Here is an 18,249-nt window from a genome sequence, read left to right on the forward strand (position 1 = left end):
AGGAATTTTAGCCGTCCAGGCTCAGAATTTTTTCAGCCAGGCGCAACGCTTGGGGGCGACTGAGTTTGCCCTGGGCGGTTCTAGGTAGGTCACTGACCAGTATCCACTGCTTGGGTAATTTGTAGGGAGCCAACAGCGATCGCAGTCGCTCCGGTAAGTCTTGCAGCAGTGTTGTAGAATCCATCACCACTAGGGCGCAGAGCTGCTGACCCCAGCGATCGCAGGGCAACCCCACCACACAAGCATCCCTCACCCAGCCCGTTGCCAGCACCGCCGCTTCAATGTCTTCAGGAAACACATTCTCGCCGCCGGTAATAATCTTGCTGCTGCTGCGCCCCACAATATGCAAATAGCCCCCGTCATCGAGGTAGCCCATGTCGTCGGTAGCAAACGGCCCCGTAGGGTGGGTACTGCCCACCACCATCCCCTTACCAAGGCTCAAATACGCCTGGGCCAAAGAACTCGCCTGAATCAACACCCGCCCCACTTGCCCCGACGGCTCGGGCTCGCCCTGGTCGCTAAGAATAGTGAGCGTTACGTGGGGCAACGGTCTGCCGCTGCTGCGGTGCCCCGCCAGAAACTCCTTGGGCAGCAGGGTAGCGACCTGGGCGGCGGTTTCGGTCATGCCGTAGGTGAGGGCAACAGGAATTTGGGCCGCCTGGGCCTGATCGAGGAGCGATCGCCCCGCCGGAGCGCCCCCCAGCAGCACCGCTCGAAAGCTCCTTAGCCAGGAAGTATCGCTGTCCAAACTTAGCAAGTCCTGAAGCTGAGTCGGTACCAGAGAGAGAAACCCGCTAGATAGCAAGGCCAATCGTTCGCCAGCCTTGAGATCGCTATAGGGTTGAATGGCCAGTTGTCCACCGGAAGCCAGCACCCGTAGCACCTGCATTAGCCCGCTAACGTGAAACAGCGGCAGCACACAGTAGGCGTGGACGGTCTCAACTTTAAAGTGCGTGCAAAAGCTTTCTACCGAGGCTATTAGCGTTTCCCAGGCATGTACCGCAAACTTGATTTGCCCTGACGACCCACCTGTGGGAATCAGAATTTGCCCCGGCTCTGCGCCGGACACTTGGCAGGCATAAGCACCTAGCCTCGGCGCAAGCGGCGCATTCCAGTTAGGAGCCACCATATCGGTAACCTGCTGCCGCTCCTGCTGGCCCCAGCGAGGATTCGCCAAGACAACAACGCAATTGGTGGACCAGGCAGCAAGGCAGACGACCAAGAATTGCAGCGGGTCAGCCTCGGCAATTAAAACGCCAGTCCCAGGCGCAGCATAGGATGCTCGATAGGCTGCAAAAACGGGAGACAGGTGTTCTAACCGCTGCCAGAAGTCCTCACTGCTGGGGCCAATTAGCCAGTCATCGCCCCGGCGATCGCGCAACACATCCCTCAGAGTCGGTCCCATAGCTCGGCGGGGGGTAGGGTATCCCAATTGTCGGCAAACCAGCCCTGGGTGCCGAATCCTAGCGCTGGGGCTGAAGTTGGAGCGCATCGAGTCGCCAGGGACAGGGCTGCCCGTCGGCCCACAGGGGTTTCAAAGGCCGAGGAGAACACCAGCCGGGGTCGGTGGGTCTGGCAGAACGCTTGCAGCCGCTGGGGCGAGCCCGCGATCGCAGGCTTGACCACAAACACCCCCCGCCAGCCCTTAGCCCAGCAATCCTCCAGCTGAGTTAGCGTCGCCACCGATTCATCCAGGGCGATCGCCGTTTGGTAGCGCCTACCCATCTCCTGCATCGCTGCTAACTGGTTGGGCGGCAGCGGCTGCTCCAGGTGTTCGATCGCAGCTGTCTGAGGCTCCGCATTGATGCGATCGCAGGCCGTCAGCCACTGTTCCGCCTGGCTGATGCTCAGGCCACCGTTGGCATCTAGTCGAAGCTGAACGTGGTTGGGCAGGTTCTCCATCAATCGCTCTAGCCGGCCAATTTCGTCAGCGATAGCGTGCACACCTATCTTCCATTTCAGGGTACGGTGCCCCTGAGCCAACCGTTGGGATGCTATATCTAACGCTGCTTCACCAGCAGGCAGGAGGCCGCAGATGTCTGCGTTAGCAAAGCTATCCGCAGGCATCGCCGGTTCGTACCCAGCAGAATTTTCCTCAACTAACTCAGCTAAGGCGCACCCTACCCCAAACTGGGTCGCAGGCAGCGCATCGGGCACGGTTTCAACCTGCCAGTCTTTGCTCTGAGCATTACAGAACGTCAGCGCATCCTCCAATGTCTCACTGCCAAACCAGGGAATAGGGGCGATCTCGCCGTAGCCCACTCGGCCCAGACTATCTCGCAGTCGAATTAACAACCCCTCCCGCCAGGTCCAAAGCCCGTGGGCAGTGTGTAGAGGCTTCACGAACCGCCGCTGGTAAGGCCGAACCGCTAATTCAATCCCCATCACCCCGCGTTAGCCGAAATCCGACCTAGGAAATCCCGCTTCAAAACAGGTACCCCGTAGGGGCATTGCACTGCAATGCCCCTACCAATCGAGGGTTAGCCAGATAGTATTCGGTATTAGACAACGCGCCAAAATCCAAAATCGCAAATCCAAAATTCTGCATCAGCCACTCCAAGACAGGCATCAAACGCCTAGCCAGGTGCTTAGCCAAAAGCCCAGCGACAGCAGCACCCCGCTCCAAAAGTGAAGGCCAATGGCAAAAAACTTGGCATTGAACACCCTCGTGGGCTGATCGTGGAAGCGGGTGACGTGGCGACTCAGCCGCCAGGCCGAGGGCAGGCTGATAAAGACCAGCGCCGACCAGACGGGAAACAGCCCCAGGGTCAGGCAAATAGCCGCGATCGCAAACACCACCCCACAAGTCCAGGGAATTAGCGCTGCCCCCCGCCTGGTGCCCAGGCGCACGATGGGCGATCGCTTGCCCGCCGCCAGGTCGTCCTCTACTTGGTGAAAGTGCGAGCAAAACAGCACCAGCGTGGTGGTCAGCCCCACGATTACCCCAGCCAGCTGGCTCGCCCACGACCAGCTCTGGGTTTGGCTGTAGTAGGCCGCCCCCATGGCCAGAGGGCCAAAGCTAAAAAAGCACAGCACCTCGCCCAACCCCTGGTAGCCCAGGCGAAAGGGTGGCCCCTGGTAGAGGTAGCCCAGCCCGCAGCACAGCAGAATGAGCACCAGCACCGTGGGGTCTTGCTGAATCAGGGCGATCGCCAAAATACCCGCAATGCCCAGCCCCAAACAGAGGTTAGCCAGGGTGAAAACCAGCCGTCGATTGCGAGTCAAATTGACAACAGAATGCGCTTTATTAACATCGATGCCGGTCTCTGAGTCAAACACATCATTACTGAGGTTTTCCCAGGCCAAAATAAGCACCGCCGCCAGTATAAACAGCGCAAAAATACCGCTGTTAAATTGGCTGGTCTCAGCGTAGGCGATCGCGCTGCCCACCACCATTGGCATAATGGCAACGCTATACATAGGGGGCTTTATAGCTGCCAGCCAGAGCTTGCGGGCAGCGGGGTCTACCGATCGAGTGGTCATGGCACTGCAATTACTCCAGGCCTAGCATATCGCTTAGCCGGACGATGATTGCGACCAATTTTTGCGCCCAAACTCAACCACGCCGCTATAAATACGTAGAGACGAGTCTAAAAAGTTACGTGATTTTCCATAGCGAATTATTAATAAAGCCTGTGCATATTAAAGCCACGGACATCTGCATCGCTGAGCAGGGTCTGGTGCATCTAACCCCAAGGAAACTTTCGCTATGTCTAGCCGCGGCCTGAATCTGTGTACCCTGTCCGGCAATGTTGCCGCCGACCCCGAAATTCGCAACGTTGAGCGCAAGACCGGGGGCAACACCCAGGTTGCCGAACTGACTATCTACGTCGATCGCGTTCCTAGCCGCAAAGACAACGACAGTTTTACTGTCAGCATCAGCGTGTGGGAAGGCTCCCCCGCCTGGCGCAAGCTCACTCACATCAAGAAAGGCTCGCTGATTATTGCCAGCGGCGCGATCGATGCCTCCCCCTACATCAGCAAAGCCGACTCCCAGGCGCGGGCTGGGCTACAGCTCAAAGCCACCGATATTTTCCTAGACACGTCGCCCAGGGTTGAAGAACCTAAGGCCGCGCAAGAGTTCTAGCGATTTTAGCTATTCTGCTGAGTCTCGGTAAGAGGTTGGCCATTCCCTCCACAGGTCGCCGTCGCCGGAGACAGCAGCAGATCCAGTATCCACGGAGAGAGCGCCGTGGGTTGAGAGCGAGGATGCGGTTTTCCGCATCCTTTTCTAATGCTTACCCTCCAAAGGCTAAACTCAAGAACCCGATTGGTCCTGCTGCTTGCGATAGCTGAGTAGCCAGCTCACCATCGTGGCCCGCCGCGTTAGCCGAGGCATGAGCTGGTCAACGGTGTAGCCTTTAAAGCCCAGTTCTTCTTTTAAGAGCTGCTTGTATTCTGACGGAATCGATCGCGTTAGCTGCACCGTGGCTGGGCGACTTTCAATAAAGTTGGGCGGCTCGGGGTACTTTTCTGCCCAGGCGGCATCCACTGTCGAGGCATCCCACCCAGCCGGGGTGGCGCGGTAGCCCAGGCCGTGCCACACCAGCTGGTTCACAGCATCATCCCCCAGTTCGTCGTTGAGGATGGCCCAAAGAGTATCGTCGGTTAGCGGGGGCATGGCGAGTTATCCACCTGGCGATCTGTCACTGGGTTGTGCTAACCCACGCCCATTTTAGAGTTTGGTTGATCAATTTTGAATGCCTTGCTGTGCCTGGGATGCTTCTCAAGGCGCGATCGCCTGCGTCCGTTAGCTCACTTCTGCTTTAGCATCCACTTCACTCTCCCGTCACACTGTGGCCGCAAAGCACACCTAATCTTTAGAAACTATGAGTAGTAACTGCGCTTGTAGGTCATGCTGTCAGCCTGGAGAACTCACTATGCGACGCCCTCACCGCCATAATCAATTGCTCGGCATCACCTTTACCCTCATCAAGTACTTCTTGCTGGGGCTAGCGGGCTGCACCATTGCCTACCTGGCCGCCCTGGTGCTCGACTTACCCCTAGTCGCTGGAGCGATCGCGTTTTTCCTGGAGCAGGTTTTGGCGCGATCGCTGGCTCTGCTGGGCTGCCTGTGGGCGATCGCGGTCATTAACGAATCGGCCCGCTCGTAACAATAGCGCTGCACCAGACCGGCGCTGGCTGAAACTCATCCTTTTCGCTAGGGTTAAGGAGTGTGAAGTAAGCCCGATTTTGAGAGGCAACGCCCGTGTCTACCGTTCTAGCTGCCCCCGCTGTCAAAACTTGGTCGTGGCAGGGGTTGTCCATTCGCTACCAGCAGATTGGCACCACGGGTACTCCGGTGCTGTGTATTCACGGTTTTGGCGCGTCCAGCGATCACTGGCGCAAAAATTTGCCGGTCTACGGCGAGCAGTATCAGGCCTATGCGATCGACCTGCTGGGCTTTGGCCTCTCTGACAAACCTGCCCCCAACGATCCTTTGCCCTACACCTTCGAAACCTGGGGCCAGCAAATTCTCGACTTTTGCCGTGAGGTGATTGGTCAGCCCGCCTACCTGGTGGCCAATTCCATTGGCTGCATCGTGGCGCTCCAGGCTGCGGTCGATGGGCCTGAGTGGGTCAAGGGCGTGGTTATGCTCAACTGCTCGGTGCGGATGCTGCACGAGCGCAGGCGGGCCGAAATTCCCTGGCACCAGCGCCTCAGTACCCCTGTGGTGCAAAACCTGCTGGGCTACGCTCCGGTAGGGCGCTTTTTCTTTTCCCGCATTGCCCAGCGCAAGGTGATTCGTAACCTGCTGAGCCAGGCCTACCACCGCCCCGAAGCCATTACCGACGAGCTGGTCGAAGCCATTCTTACCCCCGCGCTCACCACCGGGGCCGCTGATGTATTTCTGGCCTTTGTGCGCTACTCCCAGGGGCCGCTGCCCGAAGATTTGCTGCCCCAGGCCCACTGCCCGGTGTGGATTATTTGGGGCCAGGACGACCCCTGGGAACCGATCGCCCAGGGCCGCACCCTGGCTAATTTTCCTGCCGTAAAAGCGATGGAAGAACTGGCGGGCGTGGGCCACTGCCCCCAAGATGAAGCCCCTGAATTGGTCAATCCGCTGGTGCTAGGGTGGTTGGCTGAGGCTGAGGCTGCTTGAGCCGCTGCGATCGCATGCTAAACAGGACTAAGGCTAAAACCGACAGGCTTCAGATCTGTTCAGAATCCATCAGAGTTTGATCTCGGCCTGCTAACCAGGCGGGTCAATCGGCCGTAGGTGTCCTCAAGTGCGCCCAGTATACATTGCCTCGATCCCCAGGCGGCGGGCTTTCTGCCAGCGGTGGGCCAGGGGAGGCCGCAAAAGTAGATTGGTGAGGCTACTGCGATCGCCTTCGGCACTGGGCTCAGCCTCCCCTAACCCCTCACCTCAGCTCGCTCTCGGCGCTCTCAGCTGCCCCTCATTTCTAAAGTGTCTCTAAAGGTTGCCATCAAACCCAGTCAGCCTTCTTACCATAAAGACAGATTACAAACGCAACCTATAGACGCAACCTAAGAACTGTCGCCCTCTGGCCGCCGCTACCCTGCCCCTAACAAAGGATCCCTACGATGGCCGACTACCAACCCGCCGATTCTGGCTTTGCCCTCGATCGCGACTGCAAAACCCTTTCCCGCCACGTGCTCGAACAGCTGCACAGCTTTGGCCCCGAGGCCCAAGACCTCAGCGCCCTAATGAACCGCATTGCCCTAGCCGGCAAGCTGATTGCTCGCCACCTTAGCCGCGCCGGACTGATGGAATCGGCCTTGGGCTTTACCGGCGAAACCAACGTCCAGGGCGAAGCTGTCAAAAAAATGGATATCTACGCCAACGACGTTTTTATCTCCGTATTTGAGCAGAGCGGTCTGGTCTGCCGCCTGGCCTCGGAGGAGATGGACAAACCCTACTACATCCCCGAAAACTGCCCGATTGGGCGCTATACCCTGCTCTATGACCCCATCGATGGCTCCTCCAACGTCGATATCAACCTCAACGTAGGCTCTATTTTTTCTATTCGTCGGCAGCAGGGCGACGACCTCGACCACACTGCCGCTGACCTACTCCAAGATGGCCACCAGCAGCTAGCGGCAGGCTACATTCTCTACGGCCCCAGTACGGTGCTGGTGTACTCCATCGGTCGCGGCGTCCACGCCTTTGTGCTCGATCCCAGCCTGGGCGAGTTTATTCTGGCCGCCGAAGACATTCGGGTGCCAGCCCACGGCCCTACCTACAGCGTCAACGAAGGCAACTTCTGGCAGTGGGAAGACGCCATTCGCGACTTTACCCGCTACGTTCATCGCCATGACGGCTACTCCGCTCGCTATACAGGGGCACTGGTGGCCGACTTTCACCGCATCTTGACCCAGGGCGGCGTGTTTCTCTACCCCGGCACGACTAAAAAGCCCGAGGGCAAGCTGCGGCTGCTGTACGAAACGGCACCTCTAGCCTTTTTAATTGAGCAGGCAGGCGGACGGGCCAGCACGGGCCACGAAGACATCATGAGCGTGATGCCCGGCGAGATTCACCAGCGCACTCCCTTTATTGTTGGCAGCACCGATGATGTCGCCCTGGTAGAGTCGTTCATTCAAGACCATAGCCGCCGCCAGAGCACGCTGCTAAGCACTTAAATTACGCTGCGATCGCTCTGTGAGCCATTCGTTAAACCTGGCTTAAGCTTTGTGCTCCAGGCTTGAGTAGTCAAATTTACCGTTAACAGCCGCGCTAGTTACGTTCAATACGCTTTTGGTATTGGTTGATTAAGACGGTCTGTAGTCTCACTAGATTTATGAAATCTGCTGTCAATATAGATTGCGGTTTCTGTTATCTAAAAGTAGTTATGGCGCGGCTTAAGGTGCCCTAGCGGTGCTCCGCAACTCAAATTTAACCTTTGGTTTTAGCACTTACCCCCTTGCCTTTTACCTCGCACGCTTATGGTGTCCCTGCTTGAAAATCCCCTGCGCGTCGGTCTTCAACAAGACCGCATTCCCGAACCGCAGATTTTAGTTATTTTTGGTGCCTCAGGCGACCTGACCCAGCGCAAAATTGTGCCTGCCATTTACCAAATGCGGCGCGAGCGGCGATTGCCCCCCGAGCTCACCATTGTGGGTGTGGCCCGCCGCGAGTGGAGCCACGAGTTTTTCCGCGAGCACCTGCGGGAGGGGGTAGAGGAGTTTGGCAACGGGCTGGGCTATGAAGCCATCTGGCAAGACTTCGCCCGTGGCCTGTTTTACTGCCCCGGCGACATTGATGACCCCGAATTTTATCAGTCGCTCAAGACCTTTTTGGCCGAACTTGACCAAACGCGGGGCACCCAGGGCAACCGGGTGTTTTACCTGTCGGTAGCGCCGCGCTTTTTTGGCGAGGCCACCCAGCAGCTAGGGGCGGCTGGCATGCTCGAAAACCCTGACAAGCAGCGCCTAATTATTGAAAAGCCCTTTGGCAAAGATCTCTCCTCGGCGCGGGTGCTCAACCGGGTGGTTCAAGATGTCTGCAACGAGCGGCAAATCTACCGCATCGACCACTATTTGGGCAAAGAAACCGTTCAAAACCTGATGGTGTTTCGGTTCGCCAACGCCATCTTTGAGCCGCTGTGGAACCGGCAGTTTGTCGACCACGTGCAGATTACCGTAGCCGAGACCGTAGGACTAGAGGGCCGGGCGGGCTACTACGAGACCGCTGGAGCGCTGCGCGACATGGTGCAAAACCACCTGATGCAGCTGTTTTGCCTCACGGCAATGGAGGCCCCTAACTCCCTCGATGCCGACAGCATTCGCAACGAAAAGACCAAGGTGCTCCAGGCTACTCGCCTCAGCGACATCGACGACATTAGTCAGGCGGCGGTGCGCGGTCAGTACTCGGGCGGCTGGATGAAGGGTCAGTCGGTACCGGGCTATCGTGAAGAGGAAGGAGCCAACCCCGAATCGACGGTGCAGACCTTTAGCGCCATCAAGCTCGAAATTGACAACTGGCGTTGGAAGGGGGTGCCCTTCTACATGCGCACCGGCAAGCGCATGCCCAAGAAGGTGAGCGAGATTTCGATTCACTTCAAAGAGGTGCCCCACCTGATGTTTCAGTCGGCGGCGCAGCAGATGAACCACAACGTGCTGGCCCTGCGCATTCAGCCCGACGAGGGCATATCGATGCGGTTTGAGGTGAAAACGCCGGGCAACTCGCTGCGGACGCGATCGGTCGATATGGACTTTCGCTACGACGCTGCCTTTGGCCAGGCCAACACCGATGCCTATGCCCGCCTGATTGTTGACTGCATGCTGGCCGATCAAACCCTGTTTACCCGAGGTGACGAGGTCGAAGCCTCCTGGCGACTGCTAACGCCCCTGCTCGAAGCCTGGGACGCTCCGGCGGATCCTAAGGCGATTCCTATGTACGAGGCGGGCACCTGGGGGCCAGTGGAGGCCGAGTTCTTGCTCAACAAAGACGGTCGTCGCTGGCGACGCCTTTAAAGGGTTTTGAGTTAGAGTTCAATCCCTGAACTTAAACCTCAAACCTCAAAATCTTCTACTCCCTGCCCCCTATTTCACGGCCCTATGACTACTACTCCTATCGTTGCTCTGCAAAAGCCCAAGGATATCTCCCTCGACGAGATTGAGTCAGAGCTGCACAGTATCTGGCGTCAGCAAGATTCGGGGGCAACAGCCCCAATGGCCACCCGGGCCACCACCTTCACCATGGTGATTTATGAGCCGGAGGAGGTGCAGCAGATTTTAGCCGCCCTGGGCTTTTACGGGGGCTACATTGACGGCAACCACGGTCCTCAAACCCGCGAGGCGCTGCGTCAGGCCCAGATTGCCTACGACTTGCGGGTGACTGGTCGGGTTGACCCCCCTACCCTGGCCCGCATTCGCGAGGAGTACGCCAAGCTGTCTACCTCCCAAAAGCTCTACCCCAACCTCGACCAGCGGGGGTTTAGCCTCAGCGAGTCTATTTCAGCCCACAACCCCTGCCGTATTATTAGTCTCTGCCCTACCTTTGGTGAGGATACAGGGGTGACGGCCCAGGTGTCGGTGTACTGTCCGGTACAGAAAAAAGGCTCGGGCAACCTGGTGTGCTGTGAGTACATCAATCTGCGCGGCACCAAAGCTGCTCTAGAGCGCGTTAGCGACCTGGTGGCGTCGTTGATTCTGCCGGAACTGCCCAAGTTTGTGTGGTGGAAGGCCACCCCCAGCCCCGAGCAGCTCATTTTTCAAAACCTGGCTAAGTCGAGCAACTGTATTATTGTTGACTCCAGCTACTTTAGCGATGCCGAGGCCGAGCTGCAAAAGATGCAGGAGTTGATTGAGTCGGGCACCTATATTGCCGACCTCAACTGGCACCGCTTGGCCCCCTGGCAAGAGCTGACCGCCGCCGCCTTTGACCCCCCCGAGCGGCGCGAGTCGCTGATGGATGTAGATCGCATCAGCATTGACTATGAGCAGGGTAACGCTGCCCAGGCGCTGCTGTATCTGGGCTGGTTTGCCAGCCGCCTGGGCTGGGAGCCCACCGGCTACGTGGAAGAGGGGGGCATTTACAACATCAAGCAAGTTCACTTCAAGGGGCCAAACGATTTGGCTATTGAGGCAGAGCTGGCAAGCATTCCAGTAGCCGACTCGGGAGAGGTAATTGGCGACCTGACCGGGCTGCGGGTGCTTTCTACCAACACAAACGCTAACTGCTGCACCATTTTGTGCTCTGAGACCTCGGGCTGCATGCGCATGGAGGCGGGCGGTGGGGCCCAGGCCTGCCAGGTAGAGCAGGTGACGGCGTTGTCTGACCAGAAAGCCGACTTTATGCTGGGGCAGCAGCTGCAGCGCTGGGGCGAAGACATTCTCTACGAAGAGAGCTTGGCTATGGTAGCGAAGATTATGAACTTGCTCTAGGCGGTTGGTAAATCCCTTACAGTGGCAAACAGTCGCTAGGGAAATGCTGTCGATGGTGCCCTCAACGTCTGCCACAGAGACCCTCACCGCTGGCTCGGTTCAGCTACAGCTGCTGCCGGAGCGAGCGGTCTATATCAATGCGTTCAAGGCGCTGCTAGTGTCAGATGTACACCTGGGCAAGGCGGAGACATTTCAGCACTACGGGCTGCCGGTGTCGAGCCAGATCAACCACGCTACGCTGCAGCGATTAGAGGCTTTGTGTACTCAATACCAGCCCGAGCAGCTTTGGATTTTGGGCGACCTGTTCCACGGGCGAGACGGTATGGCCGACGAGGTGATTGATACCTGGCTGAAGTTTTTGCACCGCACTCAGGTGAGCGCCCATCTCATTTTGGGCAACCACGATCGCCGGCTGCAAGACATTCTCAGTCAGCTCTCGGTGGAGTGCTTCGTCGAAGCGGTGGATCTAGGCGGCATTCTGCTCAGCCACGAGCCTGAGATCAGCGAGAACCGCCTAAATATTTGTGGCCACATTCACCCCTGTCTGCGGCTGAAGATGGGCTGCGATCGCCTGCGGTTACCCTGCTTTTACTGGCAGGCTGGGCAGACGCGGCTAACGCTGCCCTCCTTTGGCGAGTTTACCGGCGGCTATGACATTACCCTGGCGGCGGGGGAGGTGGCCTACGTGGTGGCGGAAGGGGCAGTGGTGGGGTTTGGCAAATAGAACAGTTTTGGATTTTAGATTTTGGCTGGTGGGGTTGCTGTAGCCCAGCCACCGCAGGGGAAGGTTGCTCGCCAAATTCCTGTCTAAAACTCCTTGTAGATCGCTCTACTGTGCCAATCTAAAATCCCCCCTTTCAAACCTAAAATCTCTGAGGGCCAAACGCTATGCTAGATCTCTGGTTTTCCTGAGGGGCATAGCTATGACAAAGGCCAACGTATGGATGGCAGTGGCGCTCTGTAGTGTTGTGGTCGCCCTGGCTGCGGTTACCTGCGGACGGCGCAGCGAGACTACTGTGGTGATGCCCACTGAGCAAACTGAGGAGCAGCCAGGGGCGCTAGACCCCACTGGGCCAACCCCAGGAACAGGCCCAGAAACAGCCCCAGGAACAGGAACAGCCCCAGGAACAGGAACAACGCCAGCCCCGAACCCGCCTGAGCCTGGGGTTGGGGGCACGGGGCAAGCGGTTAACCCGCCCCAGGCGGCGCAGCTAATTGCCGCCCAGCCCGAGGCCCAGATTAACCTGCGATCGCAGCCCACTACCTCATCCTCGGCCAAGGGCTATGGCGTGGTGGGCGACCCAGTGCAGCTGCTGCGATCGGCCCAGGCCAGCGACGGCACCTGGTACTTTGTCAAGTTTGACGAATCGGGGGCCGAAGGCTGGATTCGCAGCGACTTTATCAACACCGAAGGACGGGCCAAGCCGCTGTCGCAGCGGGCTGACACCAGCAGCTCCTGCGAAGGCCTGATGGACGGCATGACCGTGACCGCTTTCTACGACGCCAACGGTTTTCACCTGGTGCGGTTTGTAAATATGGAAACCAACAACACCTTCGACGCCACCCTCAATCGCCAGGGCAGCAGCAACCAGGGGCAGCCGCTCTACCAGGGCAGCACCAGCCCGCCCACCAGCGATCGCAGCTATCCGGTATCGCTGGTCGATCTGTCGGGGGGCACCCCGCGCAGCGGCTCGCAAGTGAACCTGAGCTACGCCGGCATTGAGGGTAGCGCCACCTGTGAATAGGTATCAGTTGCCGACCTCTACAGCGGTGGTGCACGAGTGGCTGGTCAGCCGCGCCGGGTCAGAAAAGGTGGTCGAGCAGCTGCTAGCGGTGTGCCCCCAGGCCGATGTGTTTAGCCTGGTCGAGTTTTTAGAACCTGAGGCGATCGCGCTGATTCCTCCCGGCACCCGGGTGCAGACTTCCTTCATTCAAACGTTGCCCTGGGCGCGACGGCACTTTCGCCAGTACCTGCCGCTGATGCCCCTGGCGATTGAGCAGTTTGACCTCTCCGCCTACGACCTGGTGATTTCCAGCAACCACGCTGTAGCTAAGGGGGTGCTGACGCGGCCCCACCAGCTGCATGTGAGCTATGTGCACACTCCCATTCGCTACGCCTGGGACTTGCAGCAGCAGTACCTCCAGCAGGCGGGCCTGACTAGCGGGGCCAAAAGCGCCCTGACCCGGCTCATTTTGCACTACTTGCGGCTGTGGGATTTAGCCGCCGCCCACCGGGTTGACTGTTTTGTGGCCAATTCTCGCTATGTGGCCCGTCGAATTTGGAAAACCTACCGCCGCCCGGCCACGGTAATCTATCCGCCCGTCGCCATCGATCGCTTTCGCTGGCAGCAGCCCCGCGACAACTTTTACCTGACGGTGTCGCGCTGCGTGCCCTACAAGCGAGTCGACCTCACCATAGAGGCCTTTAACCGTTTGGGACTGCCCCTGGTGGTCATCGGCGACGGCCCGGCCCTGGCCTCGCTGCAAAAAACGGCTCAGCAAAACATTACCTTTTTGCGGAACCCGCCCGACGCTGTGGTGTCTGATTATATGGAACGCTGTCGGGGGTTTGTGTTTCCAGCCGAGGAGGATTTTGGCATTACTGTGGTTGAGGCGCAGGCGGCGGGGGCACCTGTGATTGCCTACGGCAAAGGGGGCTGTGCCGAAACGGTGATCGATGGCAAAACCGGCCTGCTGTTTAGACAGCAAACCGTTGATCATTTGGTGCAGGCGGTGCAATATTTTGACGAGCACCGTTCTCAGTTTGAGGCCGAAATCATTCGTAATCAGGCCGAAACATTCTCAGAAGCTCGGTTTCAGCGGGAAATAACCGCCTATTTGCAGCAGAAGTGGCTGAAATTTCAGCAGGGCGATGAATTAGAGTAGTGTCGGTGTTGCAGGAGTATTGGGGAAATTTATGTTTCCTCTGGAGCGTACGGTTCAGCCCGTAATGTTGTCGCTGAGGATGTCAACCCGATCGCTGCCGATGGTTGGCCTGCTGGGTGCGTCTGATCTGCTGGCCTTATTGTTGGCCGGAGTTGCGGGTGTTTATCTACGGTTGGCGTTGGGGGGGGAGTACTCTCCTATCTTATACGGGCAGCTATGGCCTATTTTGGGCGTGTTTTTGCTGGCCTATGCGGCAGCGGGGCTCTACCCAGCGGTGGGACTCAGCCCGGTCGATGAGCTGCGTCGCATTTGCCTGTCGACCAGCTTTACCTACCTGGTGCTGGGGGCAGGGCTATTTTTAACCGGCGAGAGTGAAACCTACTCGCGGGGCGTTTTTTTGATCGCCTGGGTGTTGTCACTGCTGCTGGTGCTGCTGGGACGGCTGCTGGTGCGGCAGGTGTTTGCCCCCTACCCCTGGTGGGGGTATCAGGTGCTCATTTTGGGGGGTGGCCGCACGGGGGAGTTGGTGATTCAAACGCTGAAAAACCAGCCCAACTTTGGCCTGAAGCCCGTGGCGGTGCTCGATGACGATCGCGATCGCAGCGATACCATCTGCGGCGTGCCGGTGGTGGGGCCATTGTCGATCGCGCCCCGCCTGGCCCGCAAGCACGACATCCACTACGCCATTGTGGCCATGCCGGGGGTGCAGCGGGAGAAGCTGCTGAGAATTTTAGAGCGCTACGGCCGCACCTTCCCGCACCTGATGATGATTCCCGACCTGTTTGGGGTGGCCAGCCTGTGGGTCAGCTCAAAGGACTTGGGGGGAGTGCTGGGGTTGGAAATTCGCCAGCAGCTGCTGCTGCCGGGGCCGCGCCTGATTAAGGCACTGCTCGATGTAAGCCTAACGCTGGTCATAGGCGTCGCGGTTCTGCCGCTGCTGGCCCTAATTGCGGTACTGGTTAAGCTCGATTCGCCGGGGCCAATTTTCTACGGCCACCCGCGCCTCGGGCAGAATAGCGTGCCGTTTATGGCCTGGAAATTTCGCTCGATGGTGTCTAACGCCGACCAGGTGCTAGAGCGCTACTTTGAGGCCAACCCAACCCTGCGATCGCAGTGGCAGCGCGACCACAAGCTCCGCTACGATCCTCGCATTACTCGCGTGGGACGCTTTTTGCGGCGCACCAGCCTAGACGAACTGCCCCAGCTGTGGAATGTGCTGCGGGGAGAAATGAGCCTGGTAGGGCCTCGACCCATCGTTAAAGAAGAAATTTTTCGCTATGCCGACAAATACAGCCTCTACACTAAGGTGCTGCCCGGCCTGACGGGGCTGTGGCAGGTGTCGGGGCGCAACGATGTGTCCTACGAGGAGCGGGTCAATCTCGACGCCTACTACGTCAGAAACTGGTCGGTGTGGCTAGATGTCTATATTCTGCTAAAAACAATTTGGGTGGTCATGATTGGCGATGGAGCCTACTAAGGGAAAGGGGTTTGGGGTTAGCAGCTTAGCCCTGGAGCGGCTGGTGTTGGCCAGTTTGGGGGTGCTGCCCTACATCGTCTATGGGGCGATCGCCACGCTAGGCAGCTTTTTAATTGTCAGCCTGGGCCGCTGGCACCGACAGATTTGGCGGCTGCTGTATATTCAGGGCTGGGTGTGGCTGGCCCTGGGGCTTGGCGTTAGCGTTGCGCTATCGCAAGCCCCAGGCGAGTCGGCCCTCCAGGCGCTGAACTTTATTCCATTTTTTGTCCTTTACGCGGCGATTGCCGTCGCCCTACCCACCTTTAGGCAACCCCTAGAAACCCTCCACCGCTGGAGCGTAACGCTGCTGGTGGCTACTATTCCGATCAATCTGGCGGCGGTGGCCGAGTTTTATCTGCGATCGCCCGGTGGCCTCAGCCGCTGGGGCAGCTCGCCCTGGCTACAGTGGCTGTACCTCAAGACCGACTACGGCCAGCGGGCCAGCGCGGTATTTGGCCACCCCAATGCCTTCGCCAACTATATGGTAATTGTGTTTGGTCTGGGGCTGGGCCTTTGCGCCTACTACCTCAGCCGCCGTGACCTCAGGGCTAAGGGCCTGTGGATATGCGGTGCCACAGCCCTGGTACTGGTGGGTATTTTTTGCTCTGGGTCGCGCAATGGGCTGTTAATTGCCGGACTACAGCTGCTGCTGTTTGGCGGTCTGCTGCGGCCCTATCGCTATATTCTTTGGGCTGGGCTGGGGGCGATCGCACTTATGCTCATCAGCGCCCTCCTTTGGGGCGTGGGTGGGCGCTCCCTGCCAGAGGCCTTTGCCACCGTCTCATTGCGCTTTAGCGTCTGGCAGTTGGCCCTAGAGATGATTCCTCACCACCCCTGGTTTGGCAGCGGCCTGGGCACCTTTAAGCTGCTCTACGACCCAGCCGATTTTCCAGTGGCGGGCGATTTTTTGCCCCATGCCCATAACCTGTGGCTCATGCTCGCCGCCGAAGCCGGATTGCCCGTTGCTCTTGGGTTTACCGGGCTAGTGGGATGGGTCGTGGGGCGCAGCACCTACCTGGTGATCTGCACCCCACTCCCGGACGATACTCTGGCTCTGCTCGGCGGCTACCTGGCTGGCTTTGGCGGCACCACAGCCTTCGCCTTTTTTGATTTGGCCTTTTACGATGGCCGCATCAATATTTTGGGCTGGCTGCTGTTGGGCTGCCTACAGGCCGTCACCTACCTGGCACCGGGCTGGATGGCTCAGTCAGCAGCATCTAAATCAGCTTAGTCACTCGCAGGCCAAAGTACAGCCCCAGGGCTGTGCCCACCATGACCGACAAAAATACTACGTAGGCAACTACACCGCCCATAACGCTCTCTCCACAACAGCTACGACTCTATTATTGAACCACGGCGGGGGAAGTGTGGGGAGAGGGGGGTGGGGGGATGGGTGGGCGGGTAGGCGAGTGGATGGGTGGGTGGGTGGATGAATTCAAAGTTCAAAGTTGAGAATTCAAAATTTGTAAGTCCTTCGGACTGGCTTCGCCTACGCGCAGCGTCTTTGAACGAGAAACCTTTGGTTTTGCGCTTTGAATTTTGAATTTTGAATTTTGCACTCTCCCTTCCTCATCCTCTCACCTTCCTTATCTCACCTTCCTTTGCCCAAAGCGGCTAAAGTTTTTAAACAACCCTATCCGTCGCCTGGCTATTTTCATGAAATCTGTCATTCCTGTGCCGCTGCCGAATAACCCCTATGAGGTGGTGGTTGCCACTGGGGGTATTGACCATTTGGGTAGCTGGCTGGCGGGGGGAGCGCCGCTGGTGAAGCCAGGGCAAAAGCTGCTGCTGGTATCTAACCCGGCCATTTTTAAGCAGTATGGCGATCGCGCCCTCGCCTCCCTCACCGAGGCTGGCTACGCCGTCGAGACCTGCCTGCTGCCGGCTGGAGAGCGCTACAAAACCCTGGGGTCGATTCAAAAGATCTACGATGCGGCCCTGGGCTTTCACCTGGAGCGCAAGTCGGCGATGGTAGCCCTGGGCGGCGGCGTGATTGGCGATATGACGGGTTTTGCTGCCGCCACCTGGCTGCGGGGGCTGAGCGTGGTGCAGGTGCCCACCTCGCTGCTGGCGATGGTCGATGCCTCTATTGGCGGCAAAACTGGGGTTAACCATCCCCAGGGCAAAAACCTAATTGGGGCCTTTCACCAGCCCCGCCTGGTCATGATCGACCCGCTGGTGCTCAAGACCCTGCCGGCGCGAGAATTTCGCGCTGGGATGGCCGAGGTGATCAAGTACGGCGTGATTCGCGATCGCGCCCTGTTTGAAACCCTGGAGGCGGCCCCCCGACTGGACCAGTACCGCTACCTGGGCGACGAGCTGCTGCACACTATTCTGACGCGATCGTGCCAGGCTAAGGCTGAGGTAGTCTCTCAGGACGAAAAAGAAGCGGGGCGGCGGGCCATTCTCAACTATGGTCACACCATTGGCCACGCCGTTGAAAGCCTGATGCAGTACCGGGGCGTCAATCACGGTGAAGCGGTGGCGATCGGCATGGTAGCCGCTGGCAAAATTGCTACTGCCCTCAACTACTGGACAGCGGCGGAAGAAGCCCGCCAGCTCAAGCTGATCGAAAAAGCGGGGCTACCTACTCAAATACCCGCGCAGCTAAACGCCGACGATATTCTGGCGCTGCTCCAGGGCGATAAAAAAGTAGAGGACGGTCAGGTGCGCTTTGTTATGCCTAAGGGTCTAGGGGATGCCTTCGTCACGGGCGACATCACCCACGACACCCTTTTAGCTGCCCTGTAGTCGGTCATCCCACGCCGCTGTATCTCCATCGGCTGGTTGTCTTTGCCAGCGATCGCCCTTCGCAAAGCACTGCGGAGCAATAGGGCCGCGCTGCTGCCACGCCGATCGCAGCTTGGGCTACTCATTAAGAAAGATTAATTGATCTTCCTAAAGCAAACTCTTGTCGACGCCCAAAACCCCCACCACGATGGAGCTTAAAGGCTTTGCGGGCCATCTAGACTGAGGGCTTCAAGCGTATACAGAGA

At 58.3% G+C, this 18,249-nt stretch carries 17 protein-coding genes; 12 read left to right on the forward strand and 5 right to left on the reverse strand.

Annotation, left to right across the window (positions count from 1 at the left end):
- Positions 1-7 precede the first annotated feature (7 nt).
- The 3 genes from IQ265_RS01640 to menA form a co-directional block, all read right to left on the reverse strand.
- Complete coding sequence (locus IQ265_RS01640; protein WP_194050461.1) at positions 8-1,405, reverse strand: AMP-binding protein; 1,398 nt, start codon at positions 1,403-1,405, stop codon at positions 8-10.
- Positions 1,390-2,385: an o-succinylbenzoate synthase gene (locus tag IQ265_RS01645; RefSeq protein WP_194050462.1), complete on the reverse strand. Its 996-nt coding sequence runs from the start codon at positions 2,383-2,385 to the stop codon at positions 1,390-1,392. Before IQ265_RS01645 ends, IQ265_RS01640 begins: the two co-directional genes overlap by 16 nt.
- Before the next feature lie 183 nt (positions 2,386-2,568).
- Positions 2,569-3,483: a 2-carboxy-1,4-naphthoquinone phytyltransferase gene (gene menA, locus IQ265_RS01650; protein ID WP_194050463.1), complete on the reverse strand. Its 915-nt coding sequence runs from the start codon at positions 3,481-3,483 to the stop codon at positions 2,569-2,571.
- A gap of 226 nt (positions 3,484-3,709) precedes the next feature.
- On the opposite strand from menA, the gene IQ265_RS01655 reads away from it, so the two are divergent.
- Complete coding sequence (locus IQ265_RS01655; protein WP_194050464.1) at positions 3,710-4,087, forward strand: single-stranded DNA-binding protein; 378 nt, start codon at positions 3,710-3,712, stop codon at positions 4,085-4,087.
- A 171-nt stretch (positions 4,088-4,258) separates the two neighbouring features.
- Here IQ265_RS01655 and IQ265_RS01660 read toward each other — a convergent pair whose 3' ends face one another.
- Positions 4,259-4,621: a DUF1823 family protein gene (locus IQ265_RS01660; RefSeq protein WP_194050465.1), complete on the reverse strand. Its 363-nt coding sequence runs from the start codon at positions 4,619-4,621 to the stop codon at positions 4,259-4,261.
- 259 nt (positions 4,622-4,880) lie between these two features.
- Here IQ265_RS01660 and IQ265_RS01665 point away from each other — a divergent pair, with 259 nt between their 5' ends.
- The 10 genes from IQ265_RS01665 to IQ265_RS01710 all read left to right on the forward strand — a co-directional run bounded on the left by IQ265_RS01665 (position 4,881) and on the right by IQ265_RS01710 (position 16,484).
- A complete protein-coding gene (locus tag IQ265_RS01665) occupies positions 4,881-5,114 on the forward strand; it encodes a hypothetical protein (protein WP_194050466.1) in 234 nt (77 codons plus the stop codon).
- Positions 5,115-5,209: 95 nt separating this feature from the next.
- Positions 5,210-6,103 (forward strand): alpha/beta fold hydrolase, encoded by an 894-nt coding sequence (locus tag IQ265_RS01670; RefSeq protein ID WP_194050467.1) that lies wholly within the window; start codon positions 5,210-5,212, stop codon positions 6,101-6,103.
- A 446-nt stretch (positions 6,104-6,549) separates the two neighbouring features.
- Entirely contained in the window at positions 6,550-7,605 is a 1,056-nt protein-coding gene (gene fbp, locus IQ265_RS01675; RefSeq protein WP_194050468.1) for a class 1 fructose-bisphosphatase, read from the forward strand.
- A 303-nt stretch (positions 7,606-7,908) separates the two neighbouring features.
- Positions 7,909-9,438, forward strand: coding sequence for a glucose-6-phosphate dehydrogenase (gene zwf, locus IQ265_RS01680; RefSeq protein WP_194050469.1), 1,530 nt, complete (start codon positions 7,909-7,911; stop codon positions 9,436-9,438).
- An 84-nt stretch (positions 9,439-9,522) separates the two neighbouring features.
- Positions 9,523-10,851 (forward strand): glucose-6-phosphate dehydrogenase assembly protein OpcA, encoded by a 1,329-nt coding sequence (gene opcA, locus IQ265_RS01685; protein ID WP_194050470.1) that lies wholly within the window; start codon positions 9,523-9,525, stop codon positions 10,849-10,851.
- Positions 10,852-10,906: 55 nt separating this feature from the next.
- Entirely contained in the window at positions 10,907-11,575 is a 669-nt protein-coding gene (gene pdeM / locus IQ265_RS01690; protein ID WP_347404895.1) for a ligase-associated DNA damage response endonuclease PdeM, read from the forward strand.
- A 199-nt stretch (positions 11,576-11,774) separates the two neighbouring features.
- Positions 11,775-12,596 carry an SH3 domain-containing protein gene (locus tag IQ265_RS01695; RefSeq protein WP_228037463.1) on the forward strand — a complete coding sequence of 274 codons (822 nt, stop codon included), beginning with the start codon at positions 11,775-11,777 and terminating at the stop codon, positions 12,594-12,596.
- A gap of 7 nt (positions 12,597-12,603) precedes the next feature.
- Positions 12,604-13,737, forward strand: a complete 1,134-nt coding sequence (locus IQ265_RS01700) for a glycosyltransferase family 4 protein (protein WP_228037464.1) — start codon at positions 12,604-12,606, stop codon at positions 13,735-13,737.
- 31 nt (positions 13,738-13,768) lie between these two features.
- Positions 13,769-15,214 (forward strand): undecaprenyl-phosphate galactose phosphotransferase WbaP, encoded by a 1,446-nt coding sequence (wbaP, locus tag IQ265_RS01705; RefSeq protein ID WP_194050471.1) that lies wholly within the window; start codon positions 13,769-13,771, stop codon positions 15,212-15,214.
- Complete coding sequence (locus IQ265_RS01710; protein ID WP_194050472.1) at positions 15,201-16,484, forward strand: O-antigen ligase family protein; 1,284 nt, start codon at positions 15,201-15,203, stop codon at positions 16,482-16,484. Before wbaP ends, IQ265_RS01710 begins: the two co-directional genes overlap by 14 nt.
- Here IQ265_RS01710 and IQ265_RS01715 read toward each other — a convergent pair.
- Positions 16,471-16,566, reverse strand: coding sequence for a cytochrome b6-f complex subunit PetL (locus tag IQ265_RS01715; protein ID WP_106869431.1), 96 nt, complete (start codon positions 16,564-16,566; stop codon positions 16,471-16,473). The two genes, IQ265_RS01710 and IQ265_RS01715, sit on opposite strands and share 14 nt — an antisense overlap.
- 343 nt (positions 16,567-16,909) lie before the next feature.
- On the opposite strand from IQ265_RS01715, the gene aroB reads away from it, so the two are divergent.
- Positions 16,910-18,004: a 3-dehydroquinate synthase gene (gene aroB, locus IQ265_RS01720; protein WP_194050473.1), complete on the forward strand. Its 1,095-nt coding sequence runs from the start codon at positions 16,910-16,912 to the stop codon at positions 18,002-18,004.
- The last annotated feature ends 245 nt before the right edge of the window (positions 18,005-18,249 follow it).

The sequence above is a fragment of the Nodosilinea sp. LEGE 06152 genome, from assembly GCF_015207525.1.
GTDB lineage: Bacteria > Cyanobacteriota > Cyanobacteriia > Phormidesmidales > Phormidesmidaceae > Nodosilinea.